This is a genomic window from Streptosporangium sp. NPDC053982, from assembly GCF_055585205.1.
Genome location: NZ_JBVJKQ010000034.1, coordinates 1 through 18,938, shown reverse-complemented (window position 1 = coordinate 18,938; position 18,938 = coordinate 1). Strand labels below are relative to the sequence as shown.

Below are 18,938 nucleotides of genomic sequence, written 5' to 3'. Positions count from 1 at the left end.
CTGTCGCTTTCGCTTCAGCCGACCCGCACCCGCCGGATCCACCCGGATCTCGACCACCCCGTCTCCAGGGCAACCCCTCTAACTTACTCCAACATCCCGCCGTTGTCCAACCGGATGCCGTCGGGACGTGAACGTCCCAGCGAAGCTAGTTCGGAGGGGGTCGCGGAGACGTGCCCCGCGGGAAGAAACTCTAGCAGCCCCTCCGGGCTCTCATGACCAACTTCGTGGAACAGTCGGGTATTCCCTCCGCCACGGCCCCTAAACCCTGTGGGCCCGGAGTCCGATCGGACTCCGGGCCCACAGGGTTTGCGGGCTCAGCCGGCAGGAAGAGCGGCCAGCTGCGCGGTGAGCCGGTCGATGTCCTGGTCCGCCTGCGCCGCGCGGGCGCGGACCTTGGCGACCACCTCGTCAGGGGCCTTGGACATGAACTGCTCGTTGCCCAGCTTGGCGGCCACCTGCGCGGCCTCCTTCCGGGCGGCCGCGAGGTCCTTCTCCAGCCGCTTGCGCTCGGCGACCACGTCGATCGTCCCCGCGGTGTCGATCTCCACCACGATGCCGTTCACATCGAGACGAGCGGTGGCCGCGAACGACTCCGACGGTTCGTCGAGCCGGAGGAGCGCGCGGATGGCCCTCTCATGCGGGGCGAGAGCCGTACCGGTGAGCGACAGGCGCGCGGCGACGCGCTGACCGGGCTTGAGCCCCTGGTCGGAACGGAACCTGCGGACCTCGGTCACCAGGCCCTGAACGGCGAGGATCTCCTCCTCGGCGGAGGCGTCGCGAAGCGACTCCTGGACGGCCGGCCACGGCGCGACCACGATGGAGTCTTTTCCGGTGAGGGCCCGCCACAGTTCCTCGGTGACGAACGGCACCAGCGGGTGCAGCAGCCGGAGCAGCGCGTCGAAGACGTGGCCGAGCACCAGCCGGGTGTGCTCCTGCCCGGCGGCGAGCTGGATTTTGGCCAGCTCGACGTACCAGTCGCAGACCTCGTCCCACGCGAAGTGGTAGAGGATGTCGGAGATCTTGGCGAACTCGAAGTCCTCGAAGGCGGCGTCGACCTCCGCCACGACCTTCTGGAGCCGCGAGAGGATCCACCGGTCGGCGGCCGTCAGCTCGTCGACTGGAAGCTCGCCGACCGCGGCGCCGTTCATCAGGGCGAAACGGGTGGCGTTCCAGATCTTGTTGCAGAAGTTGCGGGAGCCGCCGGCCCACTCCTCGCTGATAGCCACGTCGGAGCCGGGGTTGGCGCCGCGCAGCAACGTGAAACGGGTGGCGTCGGCGCCGAAGCGCTCGACCCAGTCGAGCGGGTCGACCACGTTGCCGAACGACTTGGACATCTTCTTGCCGTACTGGTCCCGGACCATGCCGTGCAGGGCCACCGTGTGGAACGGCGGGCGGCCGTCCATCGCGTAGAGGCCGAACATCATCATCCGGGCCACCCAGAAGAACAGGATGTCGTAGCCGGTGACCAGGACGGAGGTCGGGTAGAACTTCTCCAGTTCGGGCGTGCGGTCCGGCCAGCCCAGGGTCGAGAACGGCCACAGGCCCGAGGAGAACCAGGTGTCGAGGACGTCGGGGTCCTGGACGTATCCGGCGGGCGGTTCCTCGTCGGGTCCGACGCAGACGACCTCGCCGGCCGGGCCGTACCAGACAGGGATCCGATGGCCCCACCAGAGCTGGCGCGAGATGCACCAGTCGTGCATGTCGTCGACCCAGTCGAAGTAGCGCTTGGCCAGCTCCGGCGGGTGGATCTTCGTCTGGCCGTCGCGGACTGCGTCACCGGCGGCCTTGGCCAGGGGTGAGACGTTGACGAACCACTGCAGGGACAGCCGCGGCTCCACCACGGTCTTGCAGCGGGAGCAGTGGCCGACCGAGTGGAGGTAGGGGCGCTTCTCCTCGACGATCCGGCCCTGCTCGCGCAGCGCGGCCACCACGGCCGGACGGGCCTCGAAACGGTCGAGCCCCTGGAGGGGGCCGTGCGTGGTGATCACTCCGCGCTCGTCCATCACCGCCAGGGACGGCAGCGAATGGCGGCGGCCGATCTCGAAGTCGTTGGGGTCGTGCGCCGGGGTGACCTTGACGGCGCCGGTGCCGAAGGCCGGATCGACGTGCTCGTCGGCCACCACCGGGATGCGGCGTCCGGTGAGGGGGAGTTCGACCTCGCGGCCGACCAGGTGGGCGTAGCGCTCGTCGGACGGGTGGACGGCCACCGCGGTGTCGCCGAGCATGGTCTCGGCCCGGGTCGTGGCCACGACGATGGAGTCCTCGCCGTCGCCGTACCGGATCGAGACGAGCTCGCCCTCGTCGTCGCTGTGCTCCACCTCGATGTCCGACAGCGCGGTCAGGCAGCGCGGGCACCAGTTGATGATGCGTTCGGCGCGGTAGATGAGCCCGTCGTCGAACAGCCTCTTGAAGATCGTCTGAACCGCGCGGGAGAGACCGGGGTCCATCGTGAAACGCTCACGCGTCCAGTCGACGCCGTCGCCGAGCTTGCGCATCTGACCGAGGATCCGGCCGCCGGACTCTTCCTTCCACTGCCAGACACGCTCGACGAAGGCCTCGCGACCGAGGTCGTGGCGGGACAGGCCCTCCTTGGCGAGTTCCCGCTCGACGACGTTCTGGGTGGCGATGCCCGCGTGGTCCATGCCCGGCAGCCAGAGCGTCTCCTGGCCGCGCATGCGGGCGCGACGGGTCAGCGCGTCCTGGATCGAGTGGTCGAGGGCGTGACCGATGTGCAGGACGCCGGTCACGTTGGGCGGCGGCAGGACGATGCTGTACGGCTCGCGCCCGCTGCTCGCGTCCGCGGTGAAGTGTCCCTCCGATACCCAGCGCTCGTAGCTCCGGGTCTCCACGTCGGCGGGGGTGTACTGGGTGGGCAGATCTGGCATCGTCACGGTGTCCAATTCTAGGGACGTCCGGGTGGTCGATGCTCCAGGCTTCTCCGGAGTCGTCTCCCACCCGGCCGGATCGCCCCGAGCGGACCGGCTCCGGAACGAAAGGACGCCCCCGCGGGATTCCTCCCCCGGGGGCGTCGCGGCCCGGTCTCGCCGGCCGCCGTGCCGTACAGGCGACCGCGGGTTACGCGGACTTCTCGCGCGGCGTGCGCTGCTGCTTGTTGAGCTGGTCGCGGGGCACGAGGGTCGGGTTGACGTGCTCGAGGACCGACTCTCGGGTGATGACGACCCGCGCCACGTCCTGGCGGGAGGGCACCTCGTACATCACCGACTGGAGGACCTCCTCCAGGATGGCCCGCAGGCCGCGGGCGCCGGTGCCGCGCAGGATCGCCTGGTCGGCGATGGCGCCCAGGGCGTCGTCGCTGAACTCCAGCTCGACGTTGTCCAGCTCGAAGAGCCGGCGGTACTGCTTCACCAGGGCGTTGCGCGGCTCGGTGAGGATCTGGATCAGGGCGTCGCGGTCGAGGTTGTGCACGCTGGTGATGACCGGGAGGCGGCCGACGAACTCGGGGATCATGCCGAACTTCAGCAGGTCCTCCGGCATGACGTCCTTGAAGATGTCGGAGGCGTCGATGTCGTCCTTGGAGTGGATGATCGCGTTGAACCCGATGCCCTTGCGGCCGATGCGGGACTCGATGATCTTCTCCAGGCCGGCGAAGGCGCCGCCGCAGATGAACAGCACGTTGGTGGTGTCGATCTGGATGAACTCCTGGTGCGGGTGCTTGCGCCCGCCCTGGGGCGGCACGCTCGCCGTGGTGCCTTCCAGGATCTTCAGGAGTGCCTGTTGGACGCCTTCCCCGGAGACGTCCCTGGTGATCGACGGGTTCTCGCTCTTGCGGGCGATCTTGTCGACCTCGTCGATGTAGATGATGCCGGTCTCGGCCTTCTTGACGTCGTAGTCGGCGGCCTGGATCAGCTTGAGGAGGATGTTCTCGACGTCCTCGCCGACGTAGCCCGCCTCGGTCAGCGCGGTGGCGTCGGCGATGGCGAAGGGCACGTTGAGCATCTTCGCCAGCGTCTGGGCGAGCAGCGTCTTGCCCGAGCCGGTCGGGCCCAGGAGCAGGATGTTGGACTTGGCCAGCTCCAGGCCGTCGTCGCGGCCGCGGTCGCCGGACTGCACCCGCTTGTAGTGGTTGTAGACCGCCACCGACAGGGCCTTCTTCGACTGGTCCTGGCCGATGACGTAGGCGTCGAGGAACTCGTAGATCTCCCGCGGCTTGGGGAGACTGTCCCACTTGAGCTCGGAGGACTCGCTGAGCTCCTCTTCGATGATCTCGTTGCAGAGATCGATGCACTCATCGCAGATGTATACGCCGGGTCCGGCGATGAGCTTCTTGACTTGCTTCTGGCTCTTCCCACAGAAAGAGCACTTCAGCAGGTCTCCCCCGTCGCCGATGCGTGCCACCCCAGATACTCCTTTGCGTGGGACCGCCCTGGCTTCCGCGGTCCGTTTCTTCCGACCGGCCCGATACCCGGTGCGAAAAGTCATCCCGCTCAGGTTTCGACGTTACCGTCTTCTGGGCCCTCAGTGAGCCCCCTGGCGGCGAGTCGCACCGGAACGTGCCCAATTAGGCACCGTTCCGGTGCGGTGGACCCCGCTAGGAAGCTACGGCCTTGGCCAGCTTCTTGCGGGACGGGATGATGTCGTCGATCAGCCCGTACGCCTTCGCCTCCTCGGAATCGAGGATCTTGTCGCGCTCGATGTCCTTGCGGATCTGCTCGGCCGACCGACCGGTGTGCCGCGACAGGATCTCCTCCATCTGCGTGCGCATACGGAGGATCTCACGCGCCTGGATCTCGATGTCGCTGCCCTGGCCGCCGCCCTCGGTGGAGGGCTGGTGGATCAGCATCCGGGCGTTCGGCAGGCCGAACCGCTTGCCGGGCGTGCCGCCGGCCAGCAGGATCGCCGCCGCCGAGGCCGCCTGGCCGAGGCAGACCGTCTGGATCTCCGGCCGGACGAACTGCATCGTGTCGTAGATCGCCATCATGGCGGTGAACGACCCGCCGGGCGAGTTGATGTACATGCTGATGTCGCGGTCGGGATCGAGCGACTCCAGCGTCAGCAACTGCGCCATGACGTCATTGGCCGAGGCGTCGTCCACCTGCACGCCGAGGAAGATGATGCGGTCCTCGAACAGCTTGTTGTAGGGGTTCATCTCCTTCATGCCGTACGAGGTGCGCTCGACGAAGGAGGGAAGGACATAACGGCCGTTGATGTCTCCCGGCCGGATCAACTCACTCACCTTGTTCCCCTTCAGGAGACGGGGCCCGTGGAGGGCACCTGCCGGGCGCTGCGGACGACGTGGTCGATGAAGCCGTAGTCCTTGGCCTCCTCGGCCGTGAACCAGCGGTCGCGGTCGGAGTCGGCCTCGATCTGGTCGATCGGCTGTCCGGTGTGGAAGGCGATCCGCTCGGCGAGGGTCTTCTTGACGTAGAGCATCTGCTCGGCCTGGATGGCGATGTCGGCGGCGGTGCCCCCGATGCCTCCGGATGGCTGGTGCATCATGATGCGGGCGTGCGGCAGGGCGAACCTCTTGCCGCGCTCGCCGGCGCAGAGGAGGAACTGGCCCATGGAGGCGGCCAGGCCCATCGCGACCGTGCACACGTTGTTGGGCACGTATTCCATCATGTCGTAAATCGCCATACCGGCGGTCACGGACCCACCGGGCGAGTTGATGTAGAGCCAGATGTCGCGCTCGCCGTCGTCGGCCGCGAGCAGAAGCAGCTCGGCACAGATCCGGTTGGCGATCTCGTCGTTGACCTGGGTGCCCAGCACGATGATGCGCTCACGCAGCAGCCGCTGGTAGAGCTGGTCTTCGAGCCTGAACGAGCCGGTCGGCTGGCTCATCGACTCAGGCCCGGAGCCGGTCGGCTGGTAAATGGTCGGCGGGCTGGTCACAGCGTCACCTTCCGATGCGTCGTAATCGATTGTGGCTTTGCTTGTGACCTTAACGCGCGCCGCCCACCGGACATGCCCCCTCCCGCTGCTGTTCGCTGACGGCGCATGCTCGCCCCGCTGCCGGGACGCCCCGTACGGGGCGTCCCGGCCGTGTTCCGCGAGGGTTCCGGGAAGACGGCGGCGCCCCACCGCGCCGGGCACGGTGGGGCGCCGCGTGGCGCGCGTCGGCGGTTACTTCCCGGCGGCCTCGTCGGCCTGCTCCGCGGCGGTCTCCTCGGCGGCGGGCTCCTCGCCGGCCTCCTCGGCGTTGATCTCGGCGTAGATGGCCTTGAGGTCGACCTCGTTGCCGGCCTCGTCGGTCACCTTGGCGGCGTCGCCGACCAGGCTCTTGGCCTTGTCACGGACGATCTCGACCATGGCGAGGGTGAGCTGGTCGTTGTCGGCGAGGTGCTGGGCGAGCACGTTCGGGGCGACGTTCATCTGCATGGCGCGGCGCACCACGAAGTTGGTCAGCTCCTGCTCGCTGACGCCGATCTCCTCGGCCTTGACGATCTTGTCGAGGACGAAGCCGGTCTTGAGTGCCTTGGCGGCGCTCTCGTCGAACTCGGCGTTCCGCTCTTCCTCGGTGGTCTGGTAGAGGCGGAAGAACGCCTCCTTGCTCAGGCCGCTCTCCGCGATCTGGTGCTCCAGGTTGTGCTTGCGATTGTCGACCTCGGCCTTGAGGGCGCTCTCCGGAAGCGGGATGTCGATCTGGGCGAGGAGGGCGTCGAGGGCGTTCTCGCGGGCCTGGACGACCTGCTCGATCAGCTTGTTGCGGCGGCCCTGCTCGCGGATGCTGGCCTTGAGCTCGTCGAGGGTGTCGAACTCGCTGGCGAGCTGCGCGAACTCGTCGTCGAGCTCGGGGAGGACCTTCTCCTTGACGTTCTTGATGGTGATCGTGACCACGGCCTCCTCGCCGGCGTTCTCGCCGCCGACCAGGTTCGTGGTGAACTCCTTGACGTCACCGGCGGACATGCCGGCCAGGGCGTCGTCGAGGCCCTGGAGCACCGATCCGGCTCCGACCTCGTAGGAGACGTCGTTGGCCTGCTGCTCCTCGATGTTCCTGCCGTCGATCGCGGCGGCGAGGTCCATGACGACGTAGTCGCCGGCGGCGGCGGGGCGCTCGACGCCGGTGAGCGTGGCGAAGCGCTGGCGGAGGCCGTCCAGCTGGGCCTCGACATCCTCGTCGCTCACCTCGGCGACCGGGACGGTCACCTCGATGCCCTGGTAGTCGGGGACGTCGAAGTTCGGGCGGACGTCGACCTCGGCGGTGAACTCGACCTGCTCGCCATCGTCGATCTTGGTGACCTCGATGTCCGGCTGGCTGACCGGGAAGATCTCACTCTCGTCGACGGCCTGGCCGTACAGCTTCGGCACCGCGTCGTTGAGGGTCTCCTCCAGCACCACCGCGCGGCCGAAGCGCTGCTCGATGATGCGGGCCGGAACCTTGCCGGGGCGGAATCCGGGGACGCGCACCTGCTGCGCGACCTTCTTGTACGCCGCCTTCATGCTCTCGCCGAGCTCCTCGAACGGCACCTCGACAGTGAGCTTGACCCGGGTCGGGCTGAGCTCCTCGACAGCGGTCTTCACGGGGTGGTCTCCTTGATCAAGCTTCGAGTGATCGCGGGCGCGTCAAGTCGTACGGCTACCGCGGCAAGCTCGCGCGCCGCGCCCACATGAGCGGCGCGGGGCACAGCCTTTGAGACAGGCAAGCCGTGAGGGCATGATCCACCGTGGCGGGTGTCCAGCGCCGCTGGCCAGTCTAAGGCAGTCGCGCACCACAGAGCGACCGGTGGTCGTTCAGTTCTCCTTGATGATGCGCCGCAGGATGTCGGTCGTCTCGTCCGGGGTGGTGCTGACGGCGCACAGGCGTTCCATGACCTCGCTGTAACGGTCCACCTCTTCCCGCTTGTCGAGGTAGAGGGCACTGGCGAGTTGCTCGACGTAGACCACGTCGGGCAGGTCGGGGTCGGCGAAGCGCAGCACGCTGAAGGCGCCGCCCTCGGCGCTGTGGCCGCCGAAGCTGAACGGCATGACCTGGATCGTGACGTTCGGCCGCCGCATGAGCTCCAGCAGGTGCTCCAGCTGGGCCCGCATCACGTCGGCGCCGCCGATGGGGCGGCGCAGCGCCGCCTCGTCGATGACCGCCCAGAAGAACGGTCCGTCGGGCCGGTCGAGCACCTTCTGGCGCTCCGTCCGAAGGTCGACGCGGCGTTCGATCTCCTCGGGCCCGACGCCGGCGCTTCCCGCGGTGATGACCGCCCTGGCGTACTCCTTGGTCTGGAGCAGGCCGGGCACGAACTGGACCTCGTAGGTGCGGATCCGGGAGGCGGCCTCCTCCAGCCCGACGTAGGTCTGGAACCACGAGGGCAGCAGGTCGTTGAAGCGGTGCCACCACCCCGGCTCGTTGGCCCGGGACAGGAGGTCCATGACCGCCGAGCGTGCCTGCTCGTCCTCGACGCCGTAGAAGGTCAGCAGGTCGGCGACGTCGCGCTCCCGCAGTCCGACCCGGCCGAGCTCCATCCTGCTGATCTTGGATTCGGAGCCCCGGATCAGATGGCCCGCCTCCTCACGGGAGAGACCCCGGGCCTCACGCAGCCGGCGCAGTTGGGAGCCCAAAAGGATACGCAGAGCTGTCGGACCCGATCCCGGGTGGATCTGCGTCACTTCGCCTCCCTGTGCACTTGGGCCAGCGCACACAGTGTCATCACTTCCGGCCGTCATGACAAGGTCCAACGCCGTGGCCGATTCAACGAGCATCCCGCAAGAATCGAAGATGCGGCTGCACGCTGCAACTGCACGTGCATTTGGGTCTTGCAGGGGGCGGCCCGGTGACTCATGATGGCCTAGTGCATATTGGGCTTAAGGTGCACAAGCTCTGACAATTCACAGGCAGCACCAGGCAGTACGGAGATGGCAATGGCGGCGGGAGGCACCGGCAGGATGGTTGAGGAGCCAGAATCGGCTACCGACTACCTGCGGGCGACCCGCGAGGTCAGCTTCGACGATCTCCTTCTGGCCGACCGGCTCGACGGCTCCGACGCCACCGCGTGCCCGCTCCCCCCTCAGGCCGACTCCGTCAAGACCGCGCGGGACGTGACCCGCTCGACGCTGCGCCACTGGGGTCTGTCAGAACTGGGCGACGACGCAGCGCTAGTGGTTTCGGAACTGGTGACCAACGCGGTCCGCTACTCACTGTGCCCGCCCGTCCGTGCCGACGCCACCCCGATCACGCTGATGCTGATGCGCATCTCGGCGCACGTCGTCCTCGCCGTGGCCGACCCGAGCGACGAGGCGCCCACGCCCAAGGAGCCCGATTTCATCTCCGAGAACGGCCGCGGTCTCTACATCGTGGAGACCTACAGCAGGTGCTGGGGATGGGACCACCTCGCCCGCGGCGGCAAGGCCGTCTGGGCCGTCTTCAGCGGGACCGGCTGACCCTCGCCCTGCCGGATCACGGTCGGGCGGGACCCGCGGACCCCGGGGGCCGGCGCGCCGGCCGGGCCGCACGGACCCCGCCCGACCCCGTCGAACGGAAATCGAACGGGAAAGGGCCGACCCGTACGGATCGGCCCCGGCCGTGGTCGGGGTGACAGGATTTGAACCTGCGGCCCCCTGCTCCCAAAGCAGGTGCGCTACCAAGCTGCGCCACACCCCGGTTCGCCGAGTGCGCGCACGGTCCGGAACTCCGGTACGATTACGCCCTGACGACCGGATGAAGTCTAGACCAGACCGGCACCGGCTCGTGCGGACGTAGCTCAATGGTAGAGCCCCAGTCTTCCAAACTGGCTACGCGGGTTCGATTCCCGTCGTCCGCTCCGAATTACGGAAGGCCAGGTCATCCCATGCGGGACGGCCTGGTCTTCCGCTTTTCCGGGGTGTTCTCCCATCCTCCGCCCCGCCGTCCCTCTCGCGAAATCCGTTCGGCCCGTGCGCTCACGGCGCAATCCGTACGGCGGGCCGGGCCGTACGGACCGCGGCGGCCGGGAGCCGGGGGATTCCGCCCTGGCCTGGGGAAGGGCTCTCCGGGCCGTCCCCGGGCCAAGGGGCACGGGATGCGAAACACCGCGCCGCGCCGTACAGGCGTCACAAGACTCATATGGCGAATAATCCGAAATCTCCGGCAAAAATGAGCCTAGACCCTAGATCGTTCCTTACCATTCTTCTTTGGACGTAGCCGAGTTCGTGGAGGGGAACGTGACGAGGTCCGACGGCGTCATCATCAGCGGTGAGCACAGCGGGCTCCCCCACGCCGCTCGCCTCTCACCCTCCAGTCCGCCCACCGCCGGGTCCGGCGGACCCCGCGGACGGTCCTGGGATCCACCCGCGGGCGGCCCGGCCACCCGGCGGACCACGGCCCCCCTCCGGCGGAACGCGTGAACCGCCGCTTCGTCACCAAGGACCCGGCCACCGCGATCCCCCGGATGAGCAGCCCCGCCTCCATGAACGAGCAGCTGTCGCTGCTCAACGCGGCGAGCAAGCGGATCGGCAGCACCCTCGACATGTTCGAGACCGGCAGGGAGCTGATGAACGTCGCCGTGCCGCGGTTCGCCGACGCGGCCGGCATCCTGGTGCAGGACCGGCTGGTGGCCGAGGGAGAGTCCCCCCAGCGCGCCGTCGACGGGTCGGTGCCGGTCCGGCGGATCGCGGTCGGGGTGTCCAGCTCGTCGCCCGGCGAGTACGCCGACGCGTTCCCGGTGGACGAGGTCGTCGTCTACGACGCCTGGACCCCGTACGCCAGGTGCATGGCCACCGGCAACCCGATCCTCTACCCCCGGCTGGGCCGCCGGACCTCCGAGGAGATCGGGCGGTTCGCCAAGCGCGACACGGTGGCCAGGGTGCTGGAGGACAGCTCGTTCCTGGTCGTGCCGCTGAAGGCGCGCGGCCAGGTGCTCGGATTCGTCGTCTTCACCCGCAGGCCGGACAGCGAGCCGTTCGAGGAGCAGGACATCAACCTCGCCGAGGAGCTGGCGGCGAGGACCGCCGTCTGCCTCGACAACGCCCGGCTCTACAACCGCGAGCGGCGCACCGCGCTCACCCTGCAGAGCAGCCTGCTCCCGGTCGACCTCCAGCAGCCCCTGGGCCTGACGGTCGCCTCCCGCTACCTGCCCGCGAGCGACCTGGTCGGGGTGGGCGGCGACTGGTACGACGTGATCCAGCTCCCCGGATGCCGGGTGGCCCTCGTCGTGGGCGACGTGATGGGGCACGGGATCAGGGCCGCGGCCACGATGGGCCAGCTCCGCACGGCCGCCCGCACGCTCGCCAGCCTCGACCTCACCCCCGCCGAGGTGTTGTTCCGCCTCAACCGGATGAGCCAGGACCTGGACGGCAGCCAGATCGCGACGTGCGTCTACGCCACCTACGACCCCGTCACGCGGACCTGTGCGATCGCCTCGGCGGGACACGTCCCGCCGGTCCTGGTACGGCCCGGCGGCGGGGCCGAGCCGCTGGAGCTGCCCCCCGGGCTGCCCCTCGGCATCGGCAACGAACTGGTGGAGATGCGCGAGCTCGTCCTGCCGCACGGCGCCGTCCTCGCCTTCTACACCGACGGCCTGGTGGAGAGCCGCGAGCGGGACATCGACGAGGGGATCGGCATGGTCTGCGACCTGCTGGCCGATCAGAACCCGGACCTGGAGGCGGTCTGCGACCTCACGATCGAGGCCCAGCGCCCCGGGCACGAGCGCGACGACATCGCGCTCCTGCTGGCCAGGGTGCGGGAGCTGGGCGAGGAGGACCTGGCGCAGCTCACGCTCACCCCCGACCCGCGCTCCGCCGCCCAGGCCCGCCGCCTCGTGCGCGCGACGCTGTCGGAGTGGCGGCTGGACCCGATCGCCGACGCCACCGAGCTCATGATCAGTGAGCTGGTCACCAACGCCATCAAGCACGGCTCGGGCATCGTCGAGGTGCGCCTGCTGCGCGGCCCCTCGCTGGTGTGCGAGGTGGCCGACCGCTCTCCGCTGCCCCCGGTCATGCGTGAGGCGGGCAGCGACGACGACACCGGCCGCGGCCTGCATCTGATCAACTGGCTCGCGCACCGCTGGGGCACCCGCCCGACCCCGGACGGCAAGATCGTCTGGGTGGAGCAGCGCCTGCCGTAGGGTCTCCCCGGCCCTGTTCCCCGGCCCCGCCGGAGCCGTGCCCACGGGACGCGATGACTACTCGTCCCGCGGGAGTTACGGTCGAGGTGAGGATCGGGGAGGACATGATGAGCATCGACATACGCGAGGCCTACCGCCGAGCGCTGGACGACTTCGGCGCTCTCGTCCACCGGATCGGGTCCGGGCAGTGGGGGCGTCCCACCCCGTGCGTGGACTGGGACGTCCGCACCCTGGTCGACCACGTGGTCAGGGAGAACCGCTGGGTCCCCCTGCTGCTGGCCGACCGGACCGTGGGCGAGACCGGTGACGCCCTGGACGGCGACATGCTCGGTGACGACGCGCTGAAGGCGTTCGACACCTCCGCCACCGCGGCCGTGCAGGCCGTGTTCGAGGACGGGGCGCTCACCCGCGTCGTCCACCTGTCGTTCGGCGACGCGCCCGGCGGCGAGTACGTCGCGGAGCTGTTCGCCGACGTCCTGATCCACACCTGGGACCTCGCCCGGGCCATCGGCGCCGACGAGCGGCTCGACCCGGAGCTGGTCGACGCCTGCGCGGCCTGGTTCGCCGACGCGGAGAAGGGCTACCGGCAGGCCGGGGTCATCGGGGAGCAGCAGCCGGTCCCCGCGGGCACCGACGCGCAGACCCGTCTCCTTGCGGCCTGGGGCCGCCCGCCGCGGCCCGCCGGAGACGACGGCTAGATCCGTTCGCGGACGGCCTCCGTCCGCCGCCCGGCGGGAACGCCTGCCGGGCCCGCCCGCGGGCCACTCCCATCCACCAGGTTCCAACATCTTCCAACTACCATGGTTGTGGTAATTTGCTGGAATCTGGTGATTTAAGGGGTGGTCAATGCTCGCCCAGCAGCGGCGGCAGGCGATCTTGGACCGGGTGCGCACGAGCGGCGGCGCCCGGGTCGCCGACCTGGTGCGTGAGCTCGGGGTCTCGGACATGACGATCCGCCGGGACCTGGAGGTGCTGGCCGAGCGCGGGCTGGTGGCGAAGGTCCACGGCGGCGCCACCGTCGCCGGGCCCGGCTCCACCGAGGAACCGGGGTTCGCCGCCAAGTCGGCGCGCCAGCAGCCGGAGAAGGAGGCGATCGCCCGGCGGGCGGCCCGGCTGGTACGGCCGGGCACGGCCGTGGCGCTCTCCGCCGGGACCACCACCTGGACGCTCGCCCGCTTCCTGACCGACGTGCCCGACCTGACGGTGATCACCAACTCGATCGGGGTCGCCGACGTCTTCCACCGCTCCCCCCGCGCCGACCGCACCGTCGTGCTGACCGGCGGCGTCCGCACGCCCTCCGACGCGCTGGTCGGCCCGGTCGCGGTCGCGGCGATCCGCGGGCTGCACGTGGACACCCTCTTCCTCGGCGTGCACGGGATGAGCGTGCGCGCCGGGTTCACCACGCCCAACCTGCTGGAGGCCGAGACCGACCGCGAGCTGGTCGCCTCGGCGCACCGGCTGGTGGTGCCGGCCGACCACACCAAGTGGGACACGGTCGGCATCAGCACGATCGCCGGACTGGCCGAGGCGCACGTCGTGGTCAGCGACTCCGGCCTGCCGGAGGAGGCCCGCGAGGAGCTGGCGTCCCAGGTGGGCGAACTGATCATCACCGACCCCCACCAGCGGAACGAGACGGTGAGCTCATGAAACGCACGATCACCCACCTGGCCGACGGCCGCGAACTGCTCTACTTCGACCGGCGGGACGACGCCGACCGGAGCGCGGCCGACCTGCGCGACCTGCCGCCCCGCCCCCCGGCCTCCGAGCTGCGCTACGACCCTCTCACCGAGGAGTGGATCGCGGTGGCCGGGCACCGCCAGAGCCGCACGTTCCTGCCCCCGGCCGACGAGTGCCCGCTGTGCCCCTCGGCCCCCGGCCGGCTCACCGAGATCCCCTCATCCGACTACGACGTCGTGGTCTTCGAGAACCGCTTCCCGTCCTTCTCCGGCCAGCCGGTCGACGCCGTTCCGGTCGGCGGGCTGAGCGAGGTCCGCCCGGGGACCGGGCGGTGCGAGGTGGTGTGCTTCACCTCCGACCACGGCTCCTCCTTCTCGCGGCTGTCCCCCGAGCAGGTCGATCTGGTCATGGAGGCGTGGATCGACCGTACGGCGGAGCTGTCGGCGCTGCCCGGGGTGGAGCAGGTCTTCTGCTTCGAGAACCGGGGCCCCGAGATCGGCATCACCCTGGCCCACCCGCACGGGCAGATCTACGCCTACCCCTACGTGACCCCCCGGACCCGGCTGTCCCTGGAGGCGGCCGAGCGGCACCGGAGGCGGACCGGCGGCAACCTGTTCGCCGACGTGCTCGCCGCCGAGCGGGAGGCGGGCGTCCGCGTGGTCGCCGCCAACGAGCACTGGACGGCGTTCGTGCCGGCCGCGGCGCGCTGGCCGGTCGAGGTCCACCTCTACCCCCATCGCCGGGTTCCCGGCCTGGGGTCGCTGGAGGCCGCCGAGCGGGCGGCGTTCGGCCCCCTGTACACCCGGGTCCTGCGCGCCCTGGACGGGTTCTTCGGTGTGCCCCTGCCGTACGTGGCGGCCTGGCACCAGGCGCCGGTGCACACCGGCCGGGATCTGTCGTACGCCCACCTGGAGGTGTTCAGCATCCGCCGGGCGCCCGACAAGCTGAAGTATCTGGCCGGGTCGGAGTCCGCGATGGGCGCCTTCGTCAACGACGTGCTGCCGGAGGACACGGCCCGCCGCCTGCGGTCCCTGGTCGGGGAATGACCGGCGGACGGTCACGGGACGGGGTCGCGTGACCGTCCGTTTACCATTACTATCCTCACCCATTGGACTTAATGTCCGATATGCCTAATTCCGGGTGCGTCGCCCGGGAGCCGGGGAACCACCGCACCCGGGGTGAATCCACTTCGGTGGAAGGGCTCTCTCCCGCCCGAACCCGTCAGCTAACCCGGTAGGCGGTAGGAGAGGAGAGCCGTGGCGGCCCCGTCCCCCACGTCCCGTCGCCGTGCGGCCATGACCGTCTCCGCGGTCTCGGCCCTGGTGTTCGTCCTCGCCGGCGGGCCCGCCGGCGCCGACCCCAAGCCGTCCGAGTCCGAACTGCGCGCCGACCTGGCGAAGCTCACCGAGAAGGTCGACGGGCTCATCGAGGACTACGCGGCCAAACGGGAGTCGCTGCGCGAGGCCCGGCAGGCCGAGAGCCGGGCCAGGGCCGCCCTTGCCGAGGCCGAACGCGCCTACGCGGAGGCCAGGAAGCAGGTCGCCGGCATCGCCAGCCTCCAGTACCAGGGCGGTCAGCAGGGGGGCGGGAGCGACCTGCCCTCCCTGCTGACCGCCCCCCGGATGGACGGCGCGGCGGTCACCGCCCAGCTCGCCGCCCAGCAGGGCGCCCACCTCCGGACCTTCGCCCAGAGCCGGGACCTGCGCGGCCGGGCGGCCGAGGAGGCCGCCCGGCTCACCGGCCGGATCGCCGAGGAGGGTGACGCCGTGGCCGCCCGGCGCCGCGACGCCGAGAAGGCCATCGCGGACATCAGGCGGAAGCTCGACGCGCTCGTCCCCGTGGGCTCGGGCCGTCGCACCGACGGCAGCTGGGCGCCCCAGCTGCCCACCGGCTCCGACAACATCACCGACCGTACCCGGATCATGCGCGAGGCGGTCGGGAAGCGGTTCACCCTCCCCCACGAGGTCGGCTGCTACCGCTCGGAGAACGACGGCGGCGAGCACCCGCTGGGCCGGGCCTGCGACTTCATGATGAGTACCGGCGGATCGACGCCCACGGCGGCCCACGTCGGGCTCGGCGACGAGATCGCCGCCTGGGCCCTCAAGAACAGGACCCGGCTCGGGGTGAAGTACGTGATCTGGCGTCAGCGGATCAACAGCGGCACCGGCTGGCACGCCATGTCCGACCGCGGCGGCGTCACCGCCAACCACTTCGACCACGTCCACATCTCGATGTACTGACGGACCCGGCCGGACGTTTCCCGGCGTACCGACGGACCCGGCGGGATCGGCGGCGTCACGGGCGGGTGACGGCGACGTCCGTCGTCCCCGCCGCCTCGGCGACCATCCGGTCCAGGCCGGCCAGGTCGGCCGGGCGGGCGACGGCCGCCTCCGCGAAACGGGCGAGCAGCCGGGCGAACGCCTCGCGGTCGGCCTCCGTCCAGTCGGCGATCAGGCCGTCCAGGTAGGTCCGCCGGTAGCGGACGACCACCTCCAGCACCCGGCGGCCACGCTCGCTCAGCACGAGACGGGCCCGCCGGGCGTCCACCGCCGACTCCTCCCGTGCCACCAGACCCGCGCCGATCGCGTCGTTGACGAGCCTGCTGGCGGTGGACGGGTCCACGTCGAGCTGCTCGGCGACGGCGCCCACGGTCACCTCGGGGACGTCCAGGCTCAGCTTGTGCACCGCGTGCACGACCATCACGTTCGACATCTGCACCGGCCGGGGCGGCTCACCCGCCCGGCGGGCACGCAGCGGCCGGGCCCAGATCCGGCGCAGCCGGAACAGCGCCACGTCGATCGCCGCTCCCGGCGTCCGGTCGTTCACGGCGTACCCCTACGGCGGGTACGGCCCGCCCGCGGCGCGCCGTACGGGACGGATGGTCACGAAAGATCAACCCAGCAGGCGGATCGGGTTGAAGACGTCGGCGTACGCCAGCAGGCCGGCCATGACGATCATCACCAGGGCGATGGCGTAGGTGAGCGGGAGCGCCTTGGCGATGTCCACGTGGGAGGGGGCGGGACGGCGCGTCACACGGGCGAAGCCCCGCTTCAGGCCCTCCCACAGCCCGCCGGCGATGTGGCCGCCGTCCAGCGGGAGCAGCGGGATCAGGTTGAACATGCCGATCGCCAGGTTGAAGACGGCCAGCAGGTTGATGAAGATGACGACCTTGCTCTCCAGCGGGGCCGAGGAGGCCACGATCTCCCCGCCCATGCGGCCGACGCCGACGATGCCCACCGGGCCGTTCTTGTCGCGCTCCTGGCCGGAGAAGGCGGCGTTCCAGACGCCGACCATCTTCTCCGGGAAGCGCAGCAGCGCGCCCGCCGTCAGCGAGGTGGTGTCCCACATGTGGGAGGCGACCGCGCCGAGGCTCTGCCGCTCGGTGACGACCACCGGGCTGACCCCGAGGTAACCGACGCCCTTGTCGATCTTCCCGGGCTCGTCCAGCGACTCGCGGTCCTGGGCGATGAGGTTCGCGGTCACGGTCATCGGCCGGCCGTCCCGCTCGATGCCGATCGCCAGCGGGCCGGCGCCGTGGGAGCGGATGGCCCGCGTCGCGGCGTCCCAGCTCGCGACGGGCCTGCCCGCCACCGACACCAGGACGTCACCGGCGCGCAGCCCCGCCGCGGCGGCCGGGCTGGGCCTGTCGGTCGCGGCGCACCCGGCCCCGGGGTTCTTCGCGATCTCGGCGGAGGTCTTGACGCACTGCGGGACCGAGGAGATCTGGTTCTTCTGGACGGCGACGCCGAAGCCCATCATCACGACGGCGAACAGCACGAACGCCAGCACGAAGTTCATCGCCGGGCCGCCCGACATGACGATGACCTTCTGCCACCAGGGCTTGCGGTAGAAGACCCGGTCCTCGTCGCCGGGGCGGACCTCCTCCATCGCCGCGTCGCGGGCGTTCTCGATGAGGCCCTGCCACGGCCCGGTGGAGACCGAGCGCAGCGTGCCCGGCGCGTCGGTGGGCCGGGGCGGCAGCATGCCGATCATCCGGATGTAGCCGCCGAAGGGGAGCCACTTGACGCCGTACTCGGTCTCGCCCTTGTGGCGCGACCACAGCGTGGGGCCGAAGCCGACCATGTACTGGGTGACCTTGACGCCGAAGAGCTTGGCGGGCACCAGATGGCCGATCTCGTGCAGGCCGATCGAGACCATGAGTCCCAGGAGGATGATGAGGACCCCGACGAGCCAGCTCACAGGTCGTACTCCCCGGTCGTTTATGTGCGGGCGGCTTCCAATGGAGACTAACCCACGCTCCGTGGTTCCAGAGTGCCACAGAGACGGACCCTCCGGATCAAGACCCTTGCGCCGGGTTGACCGAATGGGGACACTTCGTTGACAGTAAGCGATCGTGCGGTCACCCTGTGAGAGGCGCTGGGGGGAAACTTTTGATCGGGATCCTGATTGCCGAGCACCTGCCGCTGGTCCGACGGGGCCTGGTGGCCTCGTTGGCGTGCGAGTCGGACCTCAAGGTGGTGGCGGATGTCGAGCGCGGCGAGGAGGTACTGCCCGCCGTGCTGCGACACCGCCCCGACGCGGCGGTCGTCGATCTGGATCTGCCCGACGTCGACGGTTTCACCGTCGCGCTCCGGCTGCACGAGGACGTCCCGTCCTGCCGGACGCTCCTGCTGTCGCGCCACCCCAGCGCCGGCCAGGTACGGCGGGCCTTCTCCGTGCACGCGCTCGGATTCATGAGCCTGGACGTGCAGCCCGAGCAGCTCGCCGACGGCGTGCGGCGGGTGGCCGCCGGGAGACGGGCGATCGACTCCGAGCTCGCGGTCGCCGCCCTGGAGTCGGCGGAGAACCCGCTGACCCGGCGGGAGCTGGACGTGCTGCGGCTGGCGGCGCTGGGGGCGCGGTCCAACGAGATCGCCGACCAGCTCTTCCTCTCCGTGGGAACGGTCCGAAACCACCTGTCGCGGATCATCAGCAAGACCCAGGCCCGCAACCGCCTCGACGCCGTGCGGATCGCCCGCGACGCCGGGTGGTTGTGACGCTGTGGTTGTGACGCTCTGCTCAAACGCCCGGCTCGGAGATGCCCGGCTCGGAGAGCGTCGGTTCGAGGACGCCCGGGGTCCGAGGATGCCCGAGCCGAGAGCCCGTTCCGAGTGAACCGGTCCCGCATGAGCCGGTCCCGCATGAGCCGGTCCCGCATGAGCCGGGGGGGGGGGGGGGGCCCCCCCCCCCCCCCCCCCCCCCCCCCCCCCCCCCCCCCCCCCCCCCCCCCCCCCCCCCCCCCCCCCCCCCCCCCCCCCCCCCCCCCCCCCCCCC

15 protein-coding genes, 2 tRNA genes and 1 riboswitch are annotated in these 18,938 nt (G+C 70.2%); of the genes, 8 read left to right on the top strand and 9 right to left on the bottom strand.

The features are described from left to right. Positions 1-314: 314 nt before the first annotated feature. From ACZ6W9_RS36725 to ACZ6W9_RS36700, 6 genes are all read right to left on the bottom strand, one after another. Positions 315-2,885 carry a valine--tRNA ligase gene (locus ACZ6W9_RS36725; protein ID WP_470121841.1) on the bottom strand — a complete coding sequence of 857 codons (2,571 nt, stop codon included), beginning with the start codon at positions 2,883-2,885 and terminating at the stop codon, positions 315-317. A gap of 190 nt (positions 2,886-3,075) precedes the next feature. Continuing rightward, positions 3,076-4,356, bottom strand: a complete 1,281-nt coding sequence (clpX, locus tag ACZ6W9_RS36720; protein WP_362946730.1) for an ATP-dependent Clp protease ATP-binding subunit ClpX — start codon at positions 4,354-4,356, stop codon at positions 3,076-3,078. A gap of 193 nt (positions 4,357-4,549) precedes the next feature. Beyond that, positions 4,550-5,194, bottom strand: a complete 645-nt coding sequence (locus ACZ6W9_RS36715) for an ATP-dependent Clp protease proteolytic subunit (protein WP_389965920.1) — start codon at positions 5,192-5,194, stop codon at positions 4,550-4,552. Between the two features lie 11 nt (positions 5,195-5,205). After that, positions 5,206-5,850, bottom strand: coding sequence for a ClpP family protease (locus ACZ6W9_RS36710; RefSeq protein WP_389965923.1), 645 nt, complete (start codon positions 5,848-5,850; stop codon positions 5,206-5,208). A 231-nt stretch (positions 5,851-6,081) separates the two neighbouring features. After that, positions 6,082-7,479 carry a trigger factor gene (gene tig, locus ACZ6W9_RS36705; RefSeq protein ID WP_389965926.1) on the bottom strand — a complete coding sequence of 466 codons (1,398 nt, stop codon included), beginning with the start codon at positions 7,477-7,479 and terminating at the stop codon, positions 6,082-6,084. Between the two features lie 210 nt (positions 7,480-7,689). After that, positions 7,690-8,556: a helix-turn-helix domain-containing protein gene (locus tag ACZ6W9_RS36700; RefSeq protein WP_389965929.1), complete on the bottom strand. Its 867-nt coding sequence runs from the start codon at positions 8,554-8,556 to the stop codon at positions 7,690-7,692. A 276-nt stretch (positions 8,557-8,832) separates the two neighbouring features. On the opposite strand from ACZ6W9_RS36700, the gene ACZ6W9_RS36695 reads away from it, so the two are divergent. Then, complete coding sequence (locus ACZ6W9_RS36695; RefSeq protein WP_389965931.1) at positions 8,833-9,327, top strand: ATP-binding protein; 495 nt, start codon at positions 8,833-8,835, stop codon at positions 9,325-9,327. 143 nt (positions 9,328-9,470) lie between these two features. On the opposite strand, the gene ACZ6W9_RS36690 is transcribed toward ACZ6W9_RS36695, so the two are convergent. After that, positions 9,471-9,547: transfer RNA gene (locus tag ACZ6W9_RS36690), tRNA-Pro, on the bottom strand. An 89-nt stretch (positions 9,548-9,636) separates the two neighbouring features. Between ACZ6W9_RS36690 and ACZ6W9_RS36685 the strand changes: the two genes are divergently transcribed. From ACZ6W9_RS36685 to ACZ6W9_RS36660, 6 genes are all read left to right on the top strand, one after another. Further along, positions 9,637-9,707, top strand: a tRNA-Gly gene (locus ACZ6W9_RS36685). A 558-nt stretch (positions 9,708-10,265) separates the two neighbouring features. Next, entirely contained in the window at positions 10,266-11,987 is a 1,722-nt protein-coding gene (locus ACZ6W9_RS36680; RefSeq protein ID WP_389965934.1) for an ATP-binding SpoIIE family protein phosphatase, read from the top strand. 107 nt (positions 11,988-12,094) lie between these two features. Beyond that, positions 12,095-12,685 carry a TIGR03086 family metal-binding protein gene (locus ACZ6W9_RS36675; RefSeq protein WP_389965937.1) on the top strand — a complete coding sequence of 197 codons (591 nt, stop codon included), beginning with the start codon at positions 12,095-12,097 and terminating at the stop codon, positions 12,683-12,685. 148 nt (positions 12,686-12,833) lie between these two features. Continuing rightward, positions 12,834-13,634, top strand: coding sequence for a DeoR/GlpR family DNA-binding transcription regulator (locus ACZ6W9_RS36670; protein ID WP_389965940.1), 801 nt, complete (start codon positions 12,834-12,836; stop codon positions 13,632-13,634). Beyond that, positions 13,631-14,710 carry a galactose-1-phosphate uridylyltransferase gene (gene galT, locus ACZ6W9_RS36665; RefSeq protein WP_362946710.1) on the top strand — a complete coding sequence of 360 codons (1,080 nt, stop codon included), beginning with the start codon at positions 13,631-13,633 and terminating at the stop codon, positions 14,708-14,710. The genes ACZ6W9_RS36670 and galT overlap by 4 nt, the downstream gene beginning before the upstream one ends. Positions 14,711-14,781: 71 nt before the next feature. Beyond that, a riboswitch (cyclic di-AMP (ydaO/yuaA leader) is annotated at positions 14,782-14,918 on the top strand. Between the two features lie 41 nt (positions 14,919-14,959). Further along, entirely contained in the window at positions 14,960-15,904 is a 945-nt protein-coding gene (locus ACZ6W9_RS36660; protein ID WP_470121840.1) for a VldE C-terminal domain-containing protein, read from the top strand. Positions 15,905-15,959: 55 nt separating this feature from the next. Here the strand turns inward: ACZ6W9_RS36660 and ACZ6W9_RS36655 are convergent, their stop codons facing one another. Then, positions 15,960-16,490 carry a MarR family winged helix-turn-helix transcriptional regulator gene (locus ACZ6W9_RS36655; protein ID WP_389965946.1) on the bottom strand — a complete coding sequence of 177 codons (531 nt, stop codon included), beginning with the start codon at positions 16,488-16,490 and terminating at the stop codon, positions 15,960-15,962. Positions 16,491-16,556: 66 nt separating this feature from the next. Beyond that, positions 16,557-17,864, bottom strand: coding sequence for a M50 family metallopeptidase (locus tag ACZ6W9_RS36650; RefSeq protein ID WP_362946702.1), 1,308 nt, complete (start codon positions 17,862-17,864; stop codon positions 16,557-16,559). 191 nt (positions 17,865-18,055) lie between these two features. Here ACZ6W9_RS36650 and ACZ6W9_RS36645 point away from each other — a divergent pair, with 191 nt between their 5' ends. Next, positions 18,056-18,661, top strand: a complete 606-nt coding sequence (locus ACZ6W9_RS36645) for a LuxR C-terminal-related transcriptional regulator (RefSeq protein ID WP_389965950.1) — start codon at positions 18,056-18,058, stop codon at positions 18,659-18,661. Positions 18,662-18,938: the final 277 nt, after the last annotated feature.

What these genes read in the sequence shown, in the direction of transcription:
- ACZ6W9_RS36670 (WP_389965940.1), top strand. Translation starts at nt 12,834, where the DNA reads ATGCTCGCCCAGCAGCGGCGGCAGGCGATCTTGGACCGGGTGCGCACG.
- ACZ6W9_RS36675 (WP_389965937.1), top strand. Translation starts at nt 12,095, where the DNA reads ATGAGCATCGACATACGCGAGGCCTACCGCCGAGCGCTGGACGACTTC.
- ACZ6W9_RS36660 (WP_470121840.1), top strand. Translation starts at nt 14,960, where the DNA reads ATGACCGTCTCCGCGGTCTCGGCCCTGGTGTTCGTCCTCGCCGGCGGG.
- ACZ6W9_RS36725 (WP_470121841.1), bottom strand. Translation starts at nt 2,885, where the DNA reads ATGCCAGATCTGCCCACCCAGTACACCCCCGCCGACGTGGAGACCCGG.
- galT (WP_362946710.1), top strand. Translation starts at nt 13,631, where the DNA reads ATGAAACGCACGATCACCCACCTGGCCGACGGCCGCGAACTGCTCTAC.
- ACZ6W9_RS36695 (WP_389965931.1), top strand. Translation starts at nt 8,833, where the DNA reads ATGGTTGAGGAGCCAGAATCGGCTACCGACTACCTGCGGGCGACCCGC.